This window comes from Streptococcus sp. 959, assembly GCF_013277075.1.
Lineage (GTDB): Bacteria > Bacillota > Bacilli > Lactobacillales > Streptococcaceae > Streptococcus > Streptococcus pseudopneumoniae_C.
In genome coordinates this window covers 16,777-37,402 of sequence record NZ_VMMF01000031.1, presented here as the reverse complement: position 1 = coordinate 37,402, position 20,626 = coordinate 16,777, and the positions used below count along the sequence as shown (strand labels likewise).

The 20,626-nt window shown below is 41.5% G+C and carries 17 protein-coding genes; 8 read left to right on the top strand and 9 right to left on the bottom strand.

The window, feature by feature from the left end; genetic code table 11:
* Both HT717_RS09030 and HT717_RS09025 read right to left on the bottom strand, forming a co-directional pair.
* The coding region (locus HT717_RS09030) for an accessory Sec-dependent serine-rich glycoprotein adhesin (RefSeq protein ID WP_173305074.1) at positions 1-5,932 on the bottom strand (5,932 nt) is incomplete at its 3' end.
* A 1,151-nt stretch (positions 5,933-7,083) separates the two neighbouring features.
* On the bottom strand, positions 7,084-8,628 hold the full coding sequence (locus HT717_RS09025) for a peptide chain release factor 3 (RefSeq protein WP_173305072.1): 1,545 nt from the start codon (positions 8,626-8,628) through the stop codon (positions 7,084-7,086).
* A 234-nt stretch (positions 8,629-8,862) separates the two neighbouring features.
* On the opposite strand from HT717_RS09025, the gene HT717_RS09020 reads away from it, so the two are divergent.
* The 8 genes from HT717_RS09020 (at position 8,863) to nusB (ending at position 14,407) form a co-directional block, all read left to right on the top strand.
* Positions 8,863-9,114, top strand: coding sequence for a hypothetical protein (locus HT717_RS09020; protein WP_000471833.1), 252 nt, complete (start codon positions 8,863-8,865; stop codon positions 9,112-9,114).
* Positions 9,107-9,352, top strand: coding sequence for a DUF4160 domain-containing protein (locus HT717_RS09015; RefSeq protein WP_049535336.1), 246 nt, complete (start codon positions 9,107-9,109; stop codon positions 9,350-9,352). The genes HT717_RS09020 and HT717_RS09015 overlap by 8 nt, the downstream gene beginning before the upstream one ends.
* A gap of 324 nt (positions 9,353-9,676) precedes the next feature.
* A complete protein-coding gene (gene gatC, locus HT717_RS09010; protein ID WP_000705429.1) occupies positions 9,677-9,979 on the top strand; it encodes an Asp-tRNA(Asn)/Glu-tRNA(Gln) amidotransferase subunit GatC in 303 nt (100 codons plus the stop codon).
* Positions 9,979-11,445 carry an Asp-tRNA(Asn)/Glu-tRNA(Gln) amidotransferase subunit GatA gene (gene gatA / locus HT717_RS09005; RefSeq protein WP_049535333.1) on the top strand — a complete coding sequence of 489 codons (1,467 nt, stop codon included), beginning with the start codon at positions 9,979-9,981 and terminating at the stop codon, positions 11,443-11,445. The genes gatC and gatA overlap by 1 nt, the downstream gene beginning before the upstream one ends.
* A complete protein-coding gene (gatB, locus tag HT717_RS09000) occupies positions 11,445-12,887 on the top strand; it encodes an Asp-tRNA(Asn)/Glu-tRNA(Gln) amidotransferase subunit GatB (RefSeq protein ID WP_049535331.1) in 1,443 nt (480 codons plus the stop codon). The genes gatA and gatB overlap by 1 nt, the downstream gene beginning before the upstream one ends.
* A 130-nt stretch (positions 12,888-13,017) precedes the next feature.
* Positions 13,018-13,578 carry an elongation factor P gene (efp, locus tag HT717_RS08995; protein ID WP_049535328.1) on the top strand — a complete coding sequence of 187 codons (561 nt, stop codon included), beginning with the start codon at positions 13,018-13,020 and terminating at the stop codon, positions 13,576-13,578.
* Between the two features lie 21 nt (positions 13,579-13,599).
* Positions 13,600-13,989, top strand: coding sequence for an Asp23/Gls24 family envelope stress response protein (locus HT717_RS08990; protein ID WP_000536307.1), 390 nt, complete (start codon positions 13,600-13,602; stop codon positions 13,987-13,989).
* The gene (gene nusB, locus HT717_RS08985; RefSeq protein ID WP_173305070.1) at positions 13,982-14,407 is read left to right on the top strand and encodes a transcription antitermination factor NusB; all 426 of its coding nucleotides are present in this window, start codon (positions 13,982-13,984) and stop codon (positions 14,405-14,407) included. The genes HT717_RS08990 and nusB overlap by 8 nt, the downstream gene beginning before the upstream one ends.
* A 260-nt stretch (positions 14,408-14,667) precedes the next feature.
* On the opposite strand, the gene HT717_RS08980 is transcribed toward nusB, so the two are convergent.
* Genes HT717_RS08980 through fabG form a run of 7 tightly spaced genes read right to left on the bottom strand, consistent with a single transcriptional unit; the run spans position 14,668 to position 20,609 of the window.
* Positions 14,668-15,435 carry an acetyl-CoA carboxylase carboxyl transferase subunit alpha gene (locus tag HT717_RS08980; RefSeq protein WP_173305068.1) on the bottom strand — a complete coding sequence of 256 codons (768 nt, stop codon included), beginning with the start codon at positions 15,433-15,435 and terminating at the stop codon, positions 14,668-14,670.
* Positions 15,432-16,298, bottom strand: coding sequence for an acetyl-CoA carboxylase, carboxyltransferase subunit beta (accD, locus tag HT717_RS08975; protein ID WP_173305066.1), 867 nt, complete (start codon positions 16,296-16,298; stop codon positions 15,432-15,434). The genes HT717_RS08980 and accD overlap by 4 nt, the downstream gene beginning before the upstream one ends.
* A gap of 36 nt (positions 16,299-16,334) precedes the next feature.
* Positions 16,335-17,702, bottom strand: a complete 1,368-nt coding sequence (locus HT717_RS08970) for an acetyl-CoA carboxylase biotin carboxylase subunit (protein WP_000488672.1) — start codon at positions 17,700-17,702, stop codon at positions 16,335-16,337.
* A gap of 11 nt (positions 17,703-17,713) precedes the next feature.
* Complete coding sequence (gene fabZ / locus HT717_RS08965) at positions 17,714-18,136, bottom strand: 3-hydroxyacyl-ACP dehydratase FabZ (protein WP_000565515.1); 423 nt, start codon at positions 18,134-18,136, stop codon at positions 17,714-17,716.
* Positions 18,133-18,618 carry an acetyl-CoA carboxylase biotin carboxyl carrier protein gene (accB, locus tag HT717_RS08960; protein ID WP_001052227.1) on the bottom strand — a complete coding sequence of 162 codons (486 nt, stop codon included), beginning with the start codon at positions 18,616-18,618 and terminating at the stop codon, positions 18,133-18,135. The genes fabZ and accB overlap by 4 nt, the downstream gene beginning before the upstream one ends.
* 2 nt (positions 18,619-18,620) lie before the next feature.
* Positions 18,621-19,856, bottom strand: coding sequence for a beta-ketoacyl-ACP synthase II (gene fabF, locus HT717_RS08955; protein WP_000774069.1), 1,236 nt, complete (start codon positions 19,854-19,856; stop codon positions 18,621-18,623).
* Between the two features lie 21 nt (positions 19,857-19,877).
* Complete coding sequence (fabG, locus tag HT717_RS08950; protein ID WP_049538805.1) at positions 19,878-20,609, bottom strand: 3-oxoacyl-[acyl-carrier-protein] reductase; 732 nt, start codon at positions 20,607-20,609, stop codon at positions 19,878-19,880.
* Positions 20,610-20,626: the final 17 nt, after the last annotated feature.

Below are 20,626 nucleotides of genomic sequence, written 5' to 3'. Positions count from 1 at the left end.
TTGTTGATGCTGACTCAGAACGATATTTCTTGTCTGAAACAGTTTCATCTTGGCTATAGACAGTTGGTGGATATGGCTGGCTACCCGATGCTACTTTAGCATTATCTTTATAATAAACTGTTGCAACACCACTGTCACTTACATCAATGCTAGAAATTCGATCACGACCGTTCGGAGTCACTTTATCATGAGCTTTTCTGATTTCTTCGCGAACTTTTTCCTTATCAGATTCCGATAAATGATTTTTATCCTTAACTTCGGTCACATCAATCGTAGGCTTCTTAAACAAGTTTTGCAACTGATCTTGTTGAATCCGAATTTCTCCTACGTCAACAGAGTTACCACTCGGATCTGTAGCATTGAGCCAACGACCCCAAGTGTTTCCTGATCTCCACGTAAGATCTTTATTAGCAACCGCATTAATAGTAAAGGTAGTCTGGTCATCATTGGTCAAGGTATTGATAATATTTGTGATAGGACCAGTTCCCCACTCAGGTCTGTTTTCGAAGAAGTCCGTCAAGTCTTTTCTATTACCAGAGACCTTCAGTGTGACTAATTTACCACTATTATCTTTACCCGTATAAGTAATCTGGATATTGTCCCCAGCATAGAACAAGTAACGACCATTGCCATCTCTCTTAGGCTCTTGACCATTTACTTTGACTGTGTAAGTAATTGTTGGTTTCACACGTTCAGGAGTAATTGTACTAGTCGTTACCTCTGAATTGAGACCAGCAACTGTAGATTTAGCAGTCACATCCCCCGTTGGAAGAAGTCCATTGTTGCCGTCGTAAGCTTTTTGCAACTCAGTAGGTTCAAAAGTAACGCTCGTTTCATTGTCTTTGACAGTTTTTGTAAATGTGTGACCTGCTAAAGTCAAGGTTACAAGAGCTCCAGGTGTGACATTAGTCACAACAATCGAACGATTTGGCAAACCACCCGTTTCATTAGTAGAATCAACTGAGATAGCTGGCGCTTGTGGGTTAACCTTAATGGTTACATCTACCGTTCTACTATTAGCATCTCCATTGTATGATCCTTGTGGTAGAGTGACTTTCACTTTTCGCGTGTAAACTCCTGCATTTGCAACCATAGCATCATCAGGAGTCTGAACCCAACTGAAGGTAGTTCCTGTTGGGAAGGATACACTTGTATTCGAATTTTTAAGTGCCTCTCCTGGCTTCGCAATAATATCCGCCAATGGAGCCTTATTCCCCACAGATGTAACATACTCCTGTTTAGCTACAGGATCAACAACTGTATAATCAAAGCTTGTCTCACTTGTCAAGGCTGGATTGCTAGAAGATACTGTACCAAAACGACCGTTAGGATAAGAAGCAATTACTGTATAGGTTGTACTGTGACTTTTAGCTTCTGATCCCGTAGTATGCCAAATTCCTCCAAATTGTTGTTTCCCAACAGGGGTCGTAATTTCGTTACCTTGATTATTTATTTTATACTTATAAGACCAAGTTGCTACATCTTTTAATCCTGGTTCATCTAGGTTTGTATACTGTCCAATAGTACCACCGATATTATTAGCCCAATCTCCCCCAGTAACTTTATCATTACCTTGATCTGACTTAAAGGCATAGAACTTACCTGTCACACCATTGTGAGTTTTGGTCTCAACTTTCGGATAAACAGTATATTTGTAAGAAATATCTTTAGATACACCTTTAGAATCCGTAACCGTCAAGGTCGCTGTTTTATCACCAGGAGTTGATAAATCTAGAGTTCCTTGTTTCCAAACCACCCTTGTATTTGAAGGTAACTCTGTACCATCAGCTGAGCGGACAAAATCACGAGCCGTTAATGTAGCAGAATTCTCTCCTGCAATAGCGTAAAAACGATCTGACTTAGTTTGATAATTTTGTTCTAGTTTAGGAGTAACTGTTCTGGACGTTCCATCTTTATAGGTAATCAATACACTTCCATCATTCTGTTGAGTGTATGTACTGATACGATGTTTATCCTTTGGATAGGCATTTTCAACAGCTGCTTTGATTGCACTCTTATCTGCAGGAGTTAAATTACTAATATCTCGAACTGTTATTGGGGGAATCTTCACTTCTCCCAATCTATCTTTCAACTCACCCTGTTTAAGAACAAAGGTAGTTCCGTCTGATCGGAGATTTGAAAAATCATCTGCAGTTATAGAGCGTGTAATTCTATTACCAGAATCATATCTCAAATTAGCATTAATAGTTCCTGTAACAGTAGTCGTAGCAGGTTGATTGGTAGTAGCTGTAGTCTTAGTCGTTACTTTATTGATAACAGTTGTTCCCCATGTATCATTATGGAAAAGATTGTTAATTGCAGGAGTTCCTGGTCCTCCATTACGAACTTCTGTGTTTTTGATAACACCACTATTATCTTTGAACTTAGCTGTAAACTCTAATGAATCTCCAGAATAGAAAGTATATACAGGAATGCCATTTTCCATTGATTTAGGGACGGCAGACCATGTATTATCAGCATTTTTTACTTTTACTACTGTGTCAACAACTTGTGGCTTTTCTTCTTCAGCTGTAATAGTAACTGTTCTTAAATCTGATTCCAAAGTTTCATTTGAATTCGTTACAGGATTAGTAAATGCCTTACTCTGTTTAACTGTTACGTTTCCTGTTGGAAGCAAGCCATTACTGTCTGCTAATTCATTTGCAGCAAACGTCACTCTTCCATTTTGATCTGCTGTTTTAGATGGAAGTTGTTTGCCATTGATTGTTAAGGTTACTGATGCACCTGGTAACGCGTCTGTAACGGTAATTCCTTTATTTGGAAGACCGCCTGTGTTCGTTACCTGATCTGCTGAAATTTGTGGTGGGTTCGGTCTAACTTTGATAGTTACAGGAACATTTGTACTGTTGCCTGCTTTATCTGCAGAACCTTGTGGTAAAGTAACTTTAACTTCTTTCTTATAGATACCTGGAGCTGAAGCATCAGGTCTGGATACCCACTCATAAGTTGTCCCATTTGGAATCACAACTCTAGAATCAGAATTTTTAAGTGCATTACCAGGATTTGAAATAATGTCATTTAGCGGAGCTGTATTTCCAACTGTTGTAACATGCTCTTGTTTAGCTACTGGATCCACTACTGTATAAGTAAAGCTTGTCTCACTTGTCAAAGCACGATCTTGTGCAGACGGAGTTCCAAAGCGTCCTGTTGGATAAGTTGCTTTTGCAGTATAGGTTGTACGGTGTGTCGTAGCTGCAGAGTCAGTTGTATGCCAGACATCACTAAATTTAGGTGACCCAGTTCGATTATTTAGTGGTGCACTTGCATTATTATTCAGACGATATTCATAAGCAAATGTAGTCCCCGAAGGAAGAGATGGACTATTGATATAAAGATATGAATCTCCACCTATATTATTAGCATAGCTACTGCCAACAGTTCGATCACCTGAAGCTGCTTTAAAGGCATAAAACTGACCAGTAACTCCATTCTTGGTTTTAGTCTCTATCTTTTGATAGACTCTGTAATTATATGTTAAATCCGTAGTAGTATTATCTGGATGAGTTACCGTTAAGATTGCAGTTCTAGGGTTCTCTCTGTCCCCCATCGCTGTCATTGTAGGAGCTTGCCCTTGTTTCCATGCAAATCTTGTCCCACTAGGGAAGTCAGAAGCTCCGCCAACTGGACGCACAAGACTTCTTGGATTTATATTAGATAAAGGCTCGTCGCTAACTGCATAAAAGTGCTCAGTTGTTTTCTCTACACCATACTTAACATTGTTTGTGACTGTATCCGATGTTCTATCACGATAAGTAATGGTGATATCTCCATTATTAGCTAGACTGATTGAACCCTCTTCAGCTCCTTTTTTATAGTCAGTTGAGCCTACACCTGATCCTGTACCTGAAAGAAGACTAGCATTAGCCGCCTTAAAGTTAGCCAAGACTTGTTCTCTTTCTTTTGGGCTTAGATTTGCTTTGTCATTAACTACGACTTTAGTACCTTTCGCAGGGTCTTGTCGCTCATTAAATCCCCTGATATTAAGAGTCATCTCTGCCGTAGCTTTTTGACCGTCGGTATCTGTTACAACATATTCAATAATGTGCGCACCAGGTTTATACGGTTCCCAAGCCCCGTCTGCACGACCAGGATTTCCTATTCCGTTGTTTCGACCAATTGTCCCAACAATTCTTACATTATATGATGTCTGGTATCCTGTAATTTTACCATATTTATCATATGCTCCAAGATCACCATAACCATTTCTGCTAGTAGCTGGATAATTAGGAGCAGCTAAGCCAGTGATAATTGTATTCTTAGGTCCTGGATCTAATCTTACCATGCCCTTATCATCACTCATTGGCATGTTGATTTCGGAGATAGAGTCGTCATTAAAATAGGTAACAGCGTTAGGCAAACTAATCTTAGGTAGCTGAGATGCCGCACGGCTCTGACCAGCTGCACTTCTAGACTGACCTGTCCCACTAGTTGGAACAGTTGAATTGATTGAATCGCTATAATTCCCAGAAGTATTCGCACTTGTAAACGGTTGACTGCTTGTAGCCACTCTTGCGTTCAAGCTAGCAGCTTTCGACTGCTTATTTACAGTGGCATGAACCTCAAGCGTTGCTTCTAGGTTTCTTTGTTTATCATGGCGGATATCATAGACATACTCATTTCTTGAACCACCACGTTTCTCCATCTCTTGTCCATTAAAGGTCACACGATTAATCGTCGTATTGGAATCTACATCCGCAATCAGCCCTACATGATGCAAGGCATTGTTAGCATGCATATTAATACGCCAAACAACTTCATGAGTATTTGGATTATAATTAGTAGACGCAATTGAGGCTGTCGTACCATGGCTAGAGAATGTTGCTCTAGGAGAAGCACCCCTCTCTATCGCTTGTCCATTACGGCCATCACGTTGACCTGAAGTGGCACGTAAAACTGCATTGGCAATAGAATTACGAGCTGAAGTTGCCGTTTTGACAACACTACCAAGATCAGCAGTTGGATCCTTTAAAGCTGACTCAATCTCAGTAATGGCAGTTTCCACCTTAAGGATGGCTGCACTCGTATCTGGAAGATCTGCCGCCTTAGCTAAATACTCACCCATTTCAGCTGAAATTTTAGCCAGCTTTTTACGATCTTCTTCATTTTTCTTTGTAGATACTTCTACCGATGACAAGGCACCAGCAGTCACTCCTGCCAAACTTGTTAATTCGGAAGTTTTCTCTATCAAACCTGTTGCTGACTTAGCAGAGTCCAAGACAGGTGCAGACAAATTAGAGTTTGGCAAGCCTTGACTAACTACTTGATTTTCAGCTGAAGTAGATTCGGATTGTCCAGCAGTTTCAACACTAGCAGCGCTAGTCGCAACCGAACTGTCCTCTGAATGAACCATCAACTGACTAGAACTTACAGAAGTGCTTGCTGATACACTTGCAGAAGTACTTGTCGACGCACTAACAGAAGCAGAAGTACTTGCTGACATACTTGCAGAAGTGCTAGCGCTCACTGATTGGCTAGCAGAAGTCGATTCTGAACTAGACACACTCTCGCTTTCTGAGTGTGACAAACTTGCCGATTCTTCTGGATTTGCTTTCGAAACAGATCCAAGAACGACTGAGTCATTTGTAGCTAAAACATCCGATGACTCCAATGTCTTTTCAAGAGCAACCGCATCATTGGCATGAACAGTAGTTTGTGTTGCCACTGCTCCGCCTAATACAGCTCCTGTAGCTGCAAGTCCCCTTATAATATCGAGGCCTGTAATCGTATTGTTTGTTTGGTTCTCAACCACTTCGGTCATAACTTGAGTAGTGTCGACACTACCACGGAAAACCTTAAACAAACCAAATAAAGAAGTGGAAGCCCGTAGCCAATGCTTACCGGATTTCACTAACTTATAGCGGGTCACACGATCAGTTTCACGATATTGACCCTCTTGACGTCTGAAAAACATGTTATCTCCTTTTCTAAACTTAGGTTAAGGGTACAATTCACCCAATTATAAGTTAATCTTTAATATTATAAAAAAAATTGATTTAAAAAGCAATAGAATTAAAAAAAAATAATACTATATAATAACGTTTTATGTTTAAAACAAATCTTTTTATAGACAGAGCAAACGCATATTTAATATATATATATATATATATATATATTGCACTGTTTTTTGTATACTTCTAATTTATTTTACTTTAAATAAAAATATAAATTTTTCTATATTCAAACATTCTATTTCATTAATCAATCATACTATTGCCGAATCACAGCGCTAGCTAGAGTTCACTGTTAAATTTCAATACATATAATTTCACTAGGATATTACGTGAGTAGATTGGCAAGAAAACATGTGTCCTCTCAAGTTTTTTTAATACCTAATACTCTTCGAAAATCTCTTCAAACCACGTCAGCTTCACCTTGCCATCCTCAAATACTGTCTGTGGCTAGTTTGCTCTTTGATTTTCATTGAGTATAAATGATACATCCTATTCCAAACTTAATTTGTTGATTAGTCTCCTTAGTTACTGAAATTCTTATCTTATAAAAAGAACTTTGCTGAACTACCACTGAAAGTTGAGAAGAACATTATTTTACCAAGTTTTAGTAAGAAAAACAGCCACTCTAACTATCTAAAATTCCGATGAAAAAGCCCACGAACAATAACATTCATGGACTTATTCTAATAATGAGGGATAGCTCAAATGACATATCACTTACCGATTGTTACACTAGGACACGGAGTTTGGCAAATCGATTCCATTTGCCAAACGTAGTTAGTAAAGCAGTTAGCTAGACCACTCACTACAAGTTACGACGGAAAAATCCACGGATCGATAATATTCGTGGATTTTTCCTAGTGAAGCGTTTAGGTAAACCGCCATAGCGGTTACCGATTGTTAGATTACGACACTGAGTTTTACAAATCGATTCCATTTGTAAAACTCAGTTAGTGAGGCAGGCAGGTAGGAAACTTTCTACCAATCACGACGTAAAGTTTTACGAATCGATAATATTCGTAAAACTTTACTAGTGGAGCGCCTAGCCAAGTTCCATAGAAACTTGGCGTTAGTTACTTAGATTGTTACACAATCAAGTAACTTTGGCGATCTACATTTTCTCTTCCAACTCTACGTCTGGATACTTATCTGCAAACCAACGAAGGGCAAAGTCATTTTCAAAGAGGAATACTGGTTGGTCAAAGCGGTCTTTGGCCAAGATATTGCGACTTGATGACATCCGTTCATCCAAGCCCTCAGGCTTGATCCAACGAACGGTCTTTTTACCCATTGGGCTCATAACTACTTCCGCATTGTACTCACCCTCCATGCGGTGCTTAAAGACTTCAAACTGGAGTTGCCCCACAGCCCCTAGCATGTACTCGCCTGTTTGGTAATTTTTATAAAGCTGAATAGCACCTTCTTGCACCAATTGCTCAATCCCCTTGTGGAAAGATTTTTGCTTCATGACATTCTTAGCAGATACTTTCATGAAAATTTCAGGTGTAAAGGTTGGCAGGGGTTCAAATTCAAATTTATTTTTCCCAACTGTCAAAGTGTCACCTACTTGATAGGTACCTGTATCGTAAACACCGATAATATCACCTGCTACGGCATTGGTCACATTCTCACGACTTTCAGCCATAAACTGGGTAACATTAGACAGTTTAGCTCCCTTACCAGTACGAGGTAGATTGACACTCATACCACGCTCAAATTCGCCAGATACGATACGGACAAAGGCGATACGGTCACGGTGACGAGGATCCATGTTGGCTTGGATTTTAAAGACAAATCCTGAGAAATCCTTGTCATAAGGATCTACAATTTCTCCGTCTGTTTTCTTGTGACCATGTGGTTCTGGAGCAAATTTTAAGAAGGTTTCAAGGAAGGTCTGCACACCAAAGTTTGTAAGGGCTGACCCAAAGAAAACGGGTGTCAAATCACCTGCAAGGATTGCTTCCTCTGAAAACTCATTCCCAGCTTCATTTAAAAGCTCAATGTCATCCTTGACTTGCTCGTAGAAAGGATTGCTACCAAAAAGCTTGTCCCCATCTTCTAAACTGGCAAAACGCTCATCCCCTTTATAGAGCTCCAAGCGTTGGTTATAGAGGTCATACAAGCCTTCAAAGGCTTTCCCCATCCCGATTGGCCAGTTCATAGGGTAGCTAGCAATGCCCAAGACTTCTTCCAACTCTTGCAAGAGGTCTAGTGGCTCACGACCGTCACGGTCTAGCTTGTTCATAAAGGTAAAGACTGGAATGCCACGATGTTTCACAACCTCAAATAATTTCTTAGTCTGAGCCTCGATACCCTTAGCAGAGTCCACGACCATGACCGCAGCATCCACCGCCATCAAGGTACGATAGGTATCCTCTGAGAAGTCCTCGTGTCCTGGCGTATCGAGGATATTCACGCGCTTGCCATCGTAGTCAAACTGCATAACAGATGAGGTCACCGAAATCCCACGTTGCTTCTCGATATCCATCCAGTCAGACTTGGCAAAAGTCCCTGTTTTCTTTCCTTTTACCGTACCAGCCTCACGAATCTCGCCCCCAAAGTAGAGCAGTTGCTCAGTGATGGTTGTTTTCCCCGCGTCAGGGTGGGAGATGATGGCAAAGGTACGACGTTTTTTAATTTCTTCTTGAATATTCATAAGTTCTCTTTCTTTGATTCTCTATTTTTCTTGTTTCAATAGCTAAGAATGATTTCTACATTGGATTTTACCATTCCTTTCAACACTCCATTATATCGGATTTTAGCATTTTTTTCAATTTCTATTTTATGTTAGACTATACTTGAATAAAAGCTATTCCTTGTAGTCAAATAGATCGAAAACCGTGACAATCCTAGCAAAAATGATATAATAAAACAAAAAGGAGATGTAATCATGTTCAAAGAATTTGGTGTAACCAATTTAGAAGTGACGAAAGATGATATTTACAAGAATCCAAGCAACCCTATTTTGCGTATGTATGATGACGATGAATTAATCGGAACCTTTAGTATTCTAACTGGAGAAGTATTGGAAAATTTGGACTTGGCAGACTATGATATTCGTTTTGCTCAAAAGCAAATTGAGTTAAATCGCGATAACTACCTTGAAACATGGAAGGACTACGTGGGATTACTACATGCCTAAATATTCTTTCTTAAAGTATGGTATTGAAATTCGTCCTAACGAACATAACCATAAAGGTCAAAAAGCGCATATTCACTTTTATATCCACGGAGAAGAAGTGGGTTCAATGTTTCTGAACGGTGAACTGAGAGATGGTAAAGCAAAAGCAAAAGACCTAAAAATGATAAGGCAATATGTCTTAGAAAATGCAGTTGAACTTCAGGCTTTATGGAATAAATACCAAAAGAGTGCATATTAAAACCAAAGAATCTTAGTTTGCTAATGTACAATAAACAAAAACTATCTAGCAATTTTTAAAATAAATGTTACAATGAATATAGAAAAAGATGTTACAACAACACCCCACAGAGCCGTTTAAGACGGTGGCTGTAATTACATAACTAAAAAATAGCTCGTTAACTTGCCAAAGTTAGGACGGCTATTTTTTTGTCTATTTTAAAAACCCGTTCTCCATCCTTCTCCATCCTATACCTGTCTTTTTTCATCTTTCCTTCCCTTATTTATAGGAAAATATGGTAAAATAGAACAGACTAAAAATCATCATTTCACGAAAGGATGCAAGATGAAAATTACGCAAGAAGAGGTAACACACGTTGCCAATCTTTCAAAATTAAGATTCTCTGAAGAAGAAACTGCTGCCTTTGCGACTACCTTGTCTAAGATTGTTGACATGGTTGAATTACTGGGCGAAGTTGACACAACTGGTGTTTCACCTACTACGACTATGGCTGACCGCAAGACTGTACTCCGCCCTGATGTGGCCGAAGAAGGAACAGACCGCGATCGCTTATTTAAAAACGTACCTGAAAAAGACAACTACTATATCAAGGTACCAGCTATCCTAGACGATGGAGGAGATGCCTAATGACTTTTAACAATAAAACCATTGAAGACTTGCACAATCTCCTTGTCTCTAAGGAAATTTCTGCAACTGAATTGACACAAGCAACGCTTGAAGATATCAAGTCTCGAGAGACAGCTATCAACGCTTTTGTTACCATCGCTGAAGACCAAGCTCTTGCTCAAGCCAAAGCCATTGATGAAGCTGGAATTGACGCTGATAATGTCCTTTCAGGAATTCCACTGGCCGTTAAGGATAATATCTCTACAGACGGTATTCTCACAACTGCAGCCTCAAAAATGCTCTACAACTATGAGCCAATCTTTGATGCGACTGCTGTTACCAATGCAAAAGCCAAGGGCATGATTGTCGTCGGAAAGACTAACATGGACGAGTTTGCCATGGGTGGATCAGGTGAAACTTCTTACTATGGTGCCACTAAAAATGCTTGGGACCAAAGCAAGGTTCCCGGTGGTTCATCAAGTGGTTCTGCCGCAGCCGTAGCCTCAGGTCAAGTCCGCTTGTCACTTGGTTCTGATACTGGTGGTTCTATCCGCCAACCTGCCGCCTTCAACGGGATTGTTGGTCTCAAACCAACCTACGGAACAATTTCACGTTTCGGTCTCATTGCCTTCGGTAGTTCGCTAGACCAGATTGGACCTTTTGCTCCTACTGTTAAGGAAAACGCCCTCTTACTCAACGCTATTGCTAGCGAAGATGCTAAAGATTCCACTTCTGCTCCTGTCCGCATTGCCGACTTTACTTCAAAAATCGGTCAAGACATCAAGGGCATGAAAATCGCTTTGCCTAAGGAATACCTTGGTGAAGGGATTGACCCAGAGGTTAAGGAAACTATTCTAAATGCTGCTAAGCACTTTGAAAAACTTGGCGCTATCGTCGAAGAAGTCAGCCTTCCTCACTCTAAATACGGTGTTGCTGTTTATTACATCATCGCTTCATCTGAAGCTTCATCAAACTTGCAACGTTTTGACGGTATCCGTTACGGCTACCGCGCAGAAGATGCGACTAATCTTGATGAAATCTATGTAAACAGCCGAAGCCAAGGTTTTGGTGAAGAAGTGAAGCGCCGTATCATGCTAGGTACTTTCAGCCTTTCATCAGGTTACTACGATGCCTACTACAAGAAAGCTGGTCAAGTTCGTACCCTCATCATCCAAGATTTCGAAAAAGTCTTTGCGGATTACGACTTGATTTTGGGTCCAACTGCTCCAAGTGTTGCCTATGACTTGGACTCACTCAACCATGACCCAGTTGCCATGTACTTAGCTGACCTCTTGACCATACCTGTAAACTTAGCAGGACTGCCTGGAATTTCGATTCCTGCTGGATTCTCTCAAGGTCTACCTGTCGGTCTCCAATTGATTGGTCCTAAGTACTCTGAGGAAACTATTTACCAAGCTGCTGCTGCCTTTGAAGCAACAACAGACTACCACAAACAACAACCCGTGATTTTTGGAGGTGATAACTAATGAACTTTGAAACAGTCATTGGACTTGAAGTCCACGTAGAGCTCAACACCAATTCAAAAATCTTCTCACCTACTTCTGCCCACTTTGGAAATGACCAAAATGCTAATACTAACGTGATTGACTGGTCTTTCCCAGGCGTTCTACCCGTTCTCAATAAAGGTGTTGTCGATGCAGGTATCAAGGCAGCTCTTGCCCTCAATATGGACATCTACAAAAAGATGCACTTTGACCGCAAGAACTACTTCTACCCTGATAATCCAAAAGCCTACCAAATTTCTCAGTTTGATGAGCCAATCGGCTACAACGGCTGGATTGAAGTCGAGCTAGAAGACGGTACGACCAAGAAAATCGGTATCGAGCGTGCCCACCTAGAGGAAGACGCTGGTAAAAACACCCACGGTACAGACGGCTACTCTTACGTTGACCTCAACCGCCAAGGGGTGCCATTGATTGAGATTGTATCTGAAGCTGACATGCGTTCTCCTGAAGAAGCCTATGCTTATCTAACAGCCCTCAAGGAAGTTATCCAGTACGCTGGTATTTCTGACGTTAAGATGGAAGAAGGTTCTATGCGTGTGGATGCCAATATCTCTCTTCGTCCTTATGGTCAAGAAAAATTCGGTACCAAGACAGAGTTGAAGAACCTCAACTCCTTCTCAAATGTCCGTAAAGGTCTTGAATATGAAGTCCAACGTCAGGCTGAAATCCTTCGCTCAGGGGGTCAAATCCGCCAAGAAACACGCCGATACGATGAAGCTAACAAGGCAACCATCCTCATGCGTGTCAAGGAAGGGGCTGCAGACTACCGCTACTTCCCAGAACCTGACCTACCTCTCTTTGAAATCTCAGATGAGTGGATCGAAGAAATGCGTACAGAGTTGCCAGAGTTTCCAAAAGAACGCCGTGCGCGTTATATATCTGACCTTGGCTTGTCAGACTATGATGCTAGCCAGTTAACCGCGAACAAAGTCACTTCTGATTTCTTTGAAAAAGCTGTCGCCCTCGGTGGTGATGCTAAACAAGTTTCTAACTGGCTCCAAGGTGAAGTCGCTCAGTTCTTGAACGCTGAAGGCAAGACACTGGAACAAATCGAATTGACACCTGAAAACTTGGTTGAAATGATTGCCATCATCGAAGACGGTACTATCTCGTCTAAGATTGCCAAGAAAGTCTTTGTCCACCTGGCTAAAAACGGCGGTGGAGCGCGTGAATACGTGGAAAAAGCTGGCATGGTTCAAATCTCAGATCCAGAAATCTTGATTCCAATCATCCACCAAGTCTTCGCCGATAACGAAGCTGCTGTTGCCGACTTCAAGTCAGGCAAACGCAACGCAGATAAGGCCTTTACAGGCTTCCTTATGAAAGCAACCAAAGGCCAAGCCAACCCACAAGTCGCCCTTAAACTACTTGCCCAAGAATTGGCGAAGTTAAAAGAAGATTAATATGTAAAAGAAACCAGCCCTGAGGTTGGTTTTTTCTCCCCTACCAAATCCCAATAACTATTTTGGCTTTATTTCCAGAAGATTTTATGGTAAAATGAAGAGTAATAATATTTATTAAAGAGGTAAAAACATGATTGAAGCAAGCAAATTGAAAGCTGGTATGACATTTGAAACTGCAGACGGAAAATTGATCCGCGTTTTGGAAGCTAGCCACCACAAACCAGGTAAAGGGAATACAATCATGCGTATGAAATTGCGTGATGTCCGTACTGGTTCTACTTTTGATACAAGCTACCGTCCAGAAGAAAAATTCGAACAAGCTATTATCGAAACTGTTCCAGCTCAATACTTGTACAAAATGGATGAAACTGCCTACTTCATGAACACTGAAACTTACGACCAATACGAAATCCCAGTCGTAAATGTTGAAAACGAATTGCTTTACATCCTTGAAAACTCTGATGTGAAAATCCAATTCTACGGAACTGAAGTAATCGGTGTAACTGTACCAACTACTGTTGAATTGACAGTTGCTGAAACACAACCATCTATCAAAGGTGCTACTGTTACAGGTTCTGGTAAACCAGCGACTATGGAAACTGGACTTGTTGTAAACGTTCCAGACTTCATCGAATCTGGACAAAAATTGATCATCAACACTGCAGAAGGAACTTACGTTTCTCGTGCCTAATCTCTAGAAAGAGGTCATTCTATGGGAACTGAAGAACAATTTGGCGAAATCGTTATCGCTCCACGTGTACTTGAAAAAATCATTGCCATCGCAACTGCTAAAGTTGATGGTGTCCATTCATTTTCAAATAAATCCGTATCTGATACCCTATCAAAACTCTCTCTTGGTCGTGGCGTCTACTTAAAAGAAAGCAACGAAGAACTAACTGCTGACATCTACCTCTACCTTGAGTACGGTGTGAAAGTACCAAAAGTTGCTCTTGCTATTCAAAAAGCGGTCAAAGATGCTGTCCATGATATGGCTGATGTGGAACTTTCTGCTGTCAATATCCATGTTACAGGAATCGTTCCAGATAAAACACCAAAACCTGAGTTGAAAGATCTATTTAACGAGGACTTCCTCAATGACTAGTCCATTATTAGAATCTAGACGCGAACTTCGTAAATGCGCTTTTCAAGCTCTTATGAGCCTTGAATTCGGTACAGATGTGGAAACAGCTTGTCGCTTTGCCTACACACATGACCGTGAAGATGCAGATGTGCAAATCCCAGCCTTTCTTCTAAACTTGGTTTCTGGTATCCAAGCTCAAAAAGAAGAGTTGGATAAACAAATCAACCAGCACCTCAAGTCAGGCTGGACAGTTGAACGCTTGACCTTGGTCGAAAAAAACTTACTACGCTTGGGTATCTTTGAAATCACATCATTTGATACACCTCAGCTGGTAGCAGTCAATGAAGCTATTGAACTTGCCAAGAATTTTTCAGATCAAAAATCAGCCCGCTTTATCAACGGACTGCTTAGTCAATTTGTAACTGAAGAAAATGAATAATCAAAAAGGTGTTTGGTCTTCCAAGCACTTTTTGTTGTTCCCTCGACACAAAGAACCACATAAAAACTAGAACTGACTGCCAGTTCTAGTTTTTGCGTATTCTGAAGTATTATACTCAATGAAAATCAAAGAGCAAACTAGTAAGCTAACCATAGGCTACTCAAAACACGGTTTTGAGGTTGTGGATAGAACTGACGAAGTCAGTAACATATATACGGCAAGGCGAAGCTGACGTGGTTTGAAGAGATTTACGAAGAGTATTAGTATTTTCTAAACCGTTGATAGCGCTCTTCCAACAGCTCTTCTAGCGGTTTTTGCGAAAGTAAAGCTAATTCCGTTTGGAGTTCTTTTTTGACACTCTTAATCAGTTCTTTACTAGAAAGTCCTGCTTCAGAAATCACCTTGTCCACCACGTCCATTTCTAACAGTTCATGTGAGGTGATTTTCATCAGTTCTGCTGCTTCCATGGCACGAGTGCCGTCCTTCCATAGAATGGAAGCAAAGCCTTCTGGACTGAGAATGGCATAGATGGAATTTTCCAGCATCCAGACACGGTCCGCGACTGCTAGAGCCAAAGCCCCACCTGAACCACCTTCACCGATAATGATGGCGATAATAGGAACTTTCAGGTCACTCATTTCCATGAGATTGCGAGCAATAGCTTCACCTTGACCACGTTCTTCCGCTCCGACACCAGGATAGGCACCTGCTGTATTGATAAAGGTCACAACTGGACGGCCAAATTTTTCAGCCTGTTTCATCAAACGTAGGGCCTTGCGGTAACCTTCTGGATGTGGTTGTCCAAAATTCCGTTTGAGGTTGTCTTGTAAGCTCTTGCCTTTTTGGATACCAACTACTGTTACAGCTTGATCTCCAAGCCAGCCAATACCACCAACAACTGCACCATCGTCACGAAAAGAACGGTCACCGTGTAATTGGATAAATTCATCAAAAATGCCTGTCGCAAAGTCCAAGGTTGTCAAGCGACTCTGCTCACGCGCTTCTCTGACTATTTTTGCAATATTCATCTAGGACTCCCTCCGTGCAATCTGACTAGACTAGCAATCGTATCTGGCAAGTCTCTTCTTTTAACAATAGCATCCACAAATCCATGCTCCAATAGGAATTCTGCCTTTTGGAAATCCTCAGGCAAGCTTTCACGAACCGTATTTTCAATCACACGACGCCCAGCAAAACCGACCAAGCTCTGTGGTTCTGCTAGAATAATATCCCCTTCCATAGCGAAAGAAGCTGTTACACCACCTGTCGTTGGATCTGTCAGAATGGTCAGGTAAAAGAGACCAGAATTTGAATGGCGCTTAACTGCTGCAGAGATCTTAGCCATTTGCATGAGACTCATGATTCCTTCCTGCATACGGGCTCCACCAGAGGCTGTAAAGAGGACAACTGGCAACTTTTCAACCGTCGCATACTCAAACAAACGAGTAATTTTTTCCCCTACAACTGTACCCATAGAAGCCATGATAAAGTTGGAATCCATAATCCCAAGAGCCACAGTCTGACCTTTTATAAGAGCAGTTCCTGTCACAACGGCTTCATCCAGACCTGTTTTTTCACGCATGGTTGCTAGCTTCTTTTGATAGCCAGGGAAATGCAAGGGATCCTTGCTTTCAATCCCCGTAAACAATTCCTTGAAGGTACCCATATCAATCGTCAAAGCCAAGCGTTCTTGGGCAGAAATACGAAAGGTATAGCTACAGTGCGGACAGATACGCTCACTTCCCAGATCCTTCTGGTAGATGGTATGCTTACAGCTCGGACACTGGGAGAATAATTCATCTGGAACCTCTGGCTTGGCTTGAGGTTTTTCCCTAACCGAACGATTGGGATTAATTCGAATATACTTATCTTTTTTACTAAATAGAGCCATTGATCCCCCTTTTCGGTTTAAACTCTTGAGGTCATTTTATTCTTTTTCTTGATATTTAGGTAAGAAGGTTTCCATCAAGAAGGAAGTATCGTAATCTCCAGCAATGACATTGCGATCTGAAATGAGGTCAAGCTGGAAATCAGCATTGGTCTGCACCCCTTCAATCTCTAGTTCATAGAGGGCACGTTGCATTTTCATCAAGGCATCAAAACGATTTTCGCCGTGGACGATGATTTTAGCAATCATACTATCATAATAAGGCGGAATGGTGTAACCTGGATAAACTGCTGAATCCACGCGCAAACCAACTCCTCCACTTGGCAGATAGAGATTGGTGATCTTACCTGGACTTGGAGCAAAGTTGAAGGCTGGATTTTCTGCATTGATCCGACACTCGATAGCATGACCTCGTAGGACAATATCTTCTTGCTTAACAGACAGAGGCTGACCTGCCGCAATGCGAATCTGTTCCTTAACGATATCCACACCTGAAACAAATTCTGTTACTGGATGTTCTACTTGTACACGAGTATTCATTTCCATGAAATAGAAATTGCCACTGGCTTCATCAAGAAGAAACTCAATGGTCCCTGCATTCTCATAGCCAACAGACTCTGCAGCGCGGACAGCAGCAGAACCAATTTCATGGCGTAGCGTTTTTCCGATTGCAATCGAAGGACTTTCTTCCAAAACCTTTTGGTTATTCCGTTGAAGAGAACAATCCCGTTCCCCCAAATGTATTACATTTCCGTGTTCATCTCCTAGGATTTGAACCTCGATGTGACGAGCTGGATAGATAACTCGTTCTATGTACATGGCACCATTGCCATAATTGGCCTTAGCTTCACTAGAGGCAGTTTCAAAGGCTGCAACGAGGTCTTCTGGTTTTTCAACCTTACGAATCCCTTTACCGCCACCACCTGCTGAAGCCTTGAGCATCACAGGATAGCCAATTTTTTCAGCAACACTCAAGGCTTCCTCAGAGTTATGCACTTCTCCATCTGAACCTGGAATTACAGGTACACCTGCTTTGATCATCTGAGCACGTGCATTGATTTTATCCCCCATCATATCCATAACATGAGCAGATGGACCGATAAATTTGATGCCCACTTCTTCACACATAGTTGCAAATTTGGAATTTTCACTGAGAAATCCAAAACCTGGGTGAATGGCTTCTGCCTCAGTCAAGACTGCAGCTGATAAAACCGCATTAATATTGAGATAAGACTCAGTTGCCTTACCAGGACCGATACAAACCGCTTCATCTGCTAAAAGCGTATGGAGGGCTTCCTTATCGGCAGTTGAATAGACCGCTACCGTCGCAATCCCCAATTCACGCGCCGCACGAATAATACGAACCGCAATTTCACCACGATTGGCAATTAAAATTTTTCGAAACATGGAGAACCTCCTTAGTTCCCTATTGCAAAGGTAAGAGTACCACTAGCTGCAAGCTTGCCATCCACTTCAGCCTTTGCTTCAACCACGGCAATGGTGCCACGACGTTTTACAAAAGTCGCTGTCATAACCAATTGGTCTCCTGGTACAACTTGCTTCTTAAACTTGACCTTATCCATACCAGCATAAAAGACTAGTTTCCCCTTATTTTCAGGCTTAGACAATTCCAAAACACCAGCTGTTTGCGCCAAGGCTTCCATAATCAGAACGCCTGGCATAACTGGGTATTGAGGAAAATGGCCGTTAAAGAAAGGCTCATTGATGGTCACATTTTTGATGGCAACAATGGTGTCTTCGCTCACTTCCAAGACACGGTCTACTAGGAGCATGGGATAACGATGGGGTAGAGCTTCTTTAATTCCTTGAATATCGATCATTTGATGCGTACCAATCCTTTACCAAACTCAACCATTTCTTCGTTAGAAATGAGAATTTCTGTTACCACACCATCCTTAGGTGCAGGAATTTCATTCATGACTTTCATGGCTTCGATAATGACCAATGTTTGACCTTTTTTGACACTATCACCAACTGTAACGAAGGCAGGTTTATCAGGACCAGCAGACAAGTAAGCCACCCCAACAAGTGGGCTCTCTACAATATCTCCCTCAGCAGCCACACTTGCTTCAACTGAAGCAGGAACTTCTTCCACTACAGTTTCTATTGAAGCAGATGAAGGAGCTACTGGACTTGGTGTTGCTAGAACGGGCGCTGGAGCGACTTGAGATGCAACTTCAGGCACAAGTCTAGCTTCATTTTTGCTAAACTGCAACTCATCCGTCCCATTTTTATAAGAAAATTCTCTCAAACTTGACTGATCAAATTGGGCCATCAAGTCTTTAATATCGTTTAAATTCATACTTATTTATTCTCCCAACGTTTGAAAGCAAGAACTGCATTGTGACCACCAAAACCAAAGGTATTTGAAATAGCGTATGGAATTTCTTGCTCCAAGCCTTGTCCATAAACGACATTGGCTTCGATATAATCTGATACTTCACTTGTTCCGACTGTCATTGGTACAAAGTTATGACGTATGGCTTCGATTGTAACGATAGCTTCTACTGCACCTGCAGCTCCCAGCAAATGGCCAGTGAATGACTTAGTTGATGACACAGGTACTTCCTTACCAAGAACAGCTACGATAGCACCACTTTCTCCTTTTTCATTAGCAGGAGTTGAAGTGCCGTGAGCATTGACATAGGCTACTTGCTCTGGAGAAATCTCAGCTTCTTCCAAGGCTAGTTTGATGGCCTTGATGGCTCCCTGACCTTCTGGATGTGGAGAAGTCATATGATAGGCATCACAAGTATTACCGTAACCAACCACTTCAGCCAGGATAGTAGCGCCACGTTTTTCGGCGTGTTCAAGACTTTCAAGAACCAACATCCCAGAACCCTCACCCATGACAAACCCATTGCGGTCCTTATCGAATGGAATAGAAGCACGACTTGGGTCTTCTGTAGTAGAGAGAGCTGTTAGGGCTTGGAAACCAGCGATAGCAAAAGGTGTGATAGAGGCTTCTGAACCACCTACCAACATAACATCTTGGAAACCAAACTTGATTGAGCGGAAGGCATCCCCAATCGCATCATTTGATGAAGCGCAGGCAGTATTGATGGATTTACAAACACCGTTTGCTCCAAAACGCATGGCAACATTTCCTGAAGCCATATTTGGCAAGGCTTTTGGAAGGGTCAATGGTTTCACACGTTTTGGTCCTTTTTCGTTGAGACGAAGCACTTGATCTTCAATTTCCTTGATTCCACCAATACCAGAGGCAACGATAACACCAAAACGATCCTTGTCAATAGCCTCTACATCCAGCTTAGCGTGGTTGACAGCTTCTTGGGCTGCATACAAGGCATACAAAGAATAGTTATCAAAACGGTTGGTATCTTTCTTTACAAAGTATTTATCAAAAGGAAAATCTTGGATTTCTGCTGCATTATGAACATCAAAGTCACTGTGATCAAATTTTGTAATTGGACCAATTCCGATTTTTCCAGTTGTCAAACTATTCCAAAATTCTTCTGGTGTATTTCCGATTGGAGATGTCACTCCATAACCTGTTACTACTACACGATTTAGTTTCATCTTTTTTACCTCTAGCTTCTGCTACATACTGAGGCCACCATCAATGGCAACCACTTGACCAGTTAGATAATCTTGGCCTGCTAAAAATACTGTTAAATCTGCAACTTGTTCTGCTTGCCCAAATTCTTTCATAGGAATTTGCGCCAACATGGCATCTTTTACCTTGTCTGATAGGACTGCTGTCATATCGGACTCAATCATTCCAGGTGCGATAGCATTAACCCTGATATTGCGATTGGCCACTTCACGCGCCACAGACTTGGTAAAACCAATCAAACCAGCCTTAGAAGCAGCATAATTAGCTTGACCGATATTTCCCATCAAACCAACAACACTAGACATATTAATGATAGCACCTTTTCTGGCTTTCATCATCGGTTTCAAGACTGATTGTGTCATGTTAAAGGCGCCAGTCAGGTTAACCTTGAGCACTTTTTCAAAATCTGCTTCTGTCATCTTGAGCATCAGGGTATCTTGGGTAATTCCTGCATTGTTAACCAAAACATCTACTGAACCCAGCTCTGCAATAGCTTGCTCAACCATACGCTTAGCGTCTGCAAAATCAGACACATCACCTGAAATAGGAACTACCTTGACACCGTAGTCTGAAAATTCAGCGAGCAATTCTTCTGAGATAGGCCCACGACTGTTTAAGACGATGTTGGCCCCTACTTGAGCAAACTTGTGGGCAATGGCAAGACCAATCCCACGACTCGAACCTGTAATAAAGATATTTTTATTTTTTAGTTGCATTCTTTTCTCCTGTTTCC

Bases quoted from the DNA above. Each gene is read 5' to 3' on its own strand.
- gatA (WP_049535333.1), top strand. From the start codon at position 9,979: ATGACTTTTAACAATAAAACCATTGAAGACTTGCACAATCTCCTTGTC.
- accD (WP_173305066.1), bottom strand. From the start codon at position 16,298: ATGGCTCTATTTAGTAAAAAAGATAAGTATATTCGAATTAATCCCAAT.
- HT717_RS08970 (WP_000488672.1), bottom strand. From the start codon at position 17,702: ATGTTTCGAAAAATTTTAATTGCCAATCGTGGTGAAATTGCGGTTCGT.
- gatB (WP_049535331.1), top strand. From the start codon at position 11,445: ATGAACTTTGAAACAGTCATTGGACTTGAAGTCCACGTAGAGCTCAAC.
- accB (WP_001052227.1), bottom strand. From the start codon at position 18,618: ATGAATTTAAACGATATTAAAGACTTGATGGCCCAATTTGATCAGTCA.
- fabF (WP_000774069.1), bottom strand. From the start codon at position 19,856: ATGAAACTAAATCGTGTAGTAGTAACAGGTTATGGAGTGACATCTCCA.
- HT717_RS08990 (WP_000536307.1), top strand. From the start codon at position 13,600: ATGGGAACTGAAGAACAATTTGGCGAAATCGTTATCGCTCCACGTGTA.
- HT717_RS09025 (WP_173305072.1), bottom strand. From the start codon at position 8,628: ATGAATATTCAAGAAGAAATTAAAAAACGTCGTACCTTTGCCATCATC.
- gatC (WP_000705429.1), top strand. From the start codon at position 9,677: ATGAAAATTACGCAAGAAGAGGTAACACACGTTGCCAATCTTTCAAAA.
- fabZ (WP_000565515.1), bottom strand. From the start codon at position 18,136: ATGATCGATATTCAAGGAATTAAAGAAGCTCTACCCCATCGTTATCCC.
- HT717_RS08980 (WP_173305068.1), bottom strand. From the start codon at position 15,435: ATGAATATTGCAAAAATAGTCAGAGAAGCGCGTGAGCAGAGTCGCTTG.
- efp (WP_049535328.1), top strand. From the start codon at position 13,018: ATGATTGAAGCAAGCAAATTGAAAGCTGGTATGACATTTGAAACTGCA.
- nusB (WP_173305070.1), top strand. From the start codon at position 13,982: ATGACTAGTCCATTATTAGAATCTAGACGCGAACTTCGTAAATGCGCT.
- HT717_RS09020 (WP_000471833.1), top strand. From the start codon at position 8,863: ATGTTCAAAGAATTTGGTGTAACCAATTTAGAAGTGACGAAAGATGAT.
- fabG (WP_049538805.1), bottom strand. From the start codon at position 20,609: ATGCAACTAAAAAATAAAAATATCTTTATTACAGGTTCGAGTCGTGGG.
- HT717_RS09015 (WP_049535336.1), top strand. From the start codon at position 9,107: ATGCCTAAATATTCTTTCTTAAAGTATGGTATTGAAATTCGTCCTAAC.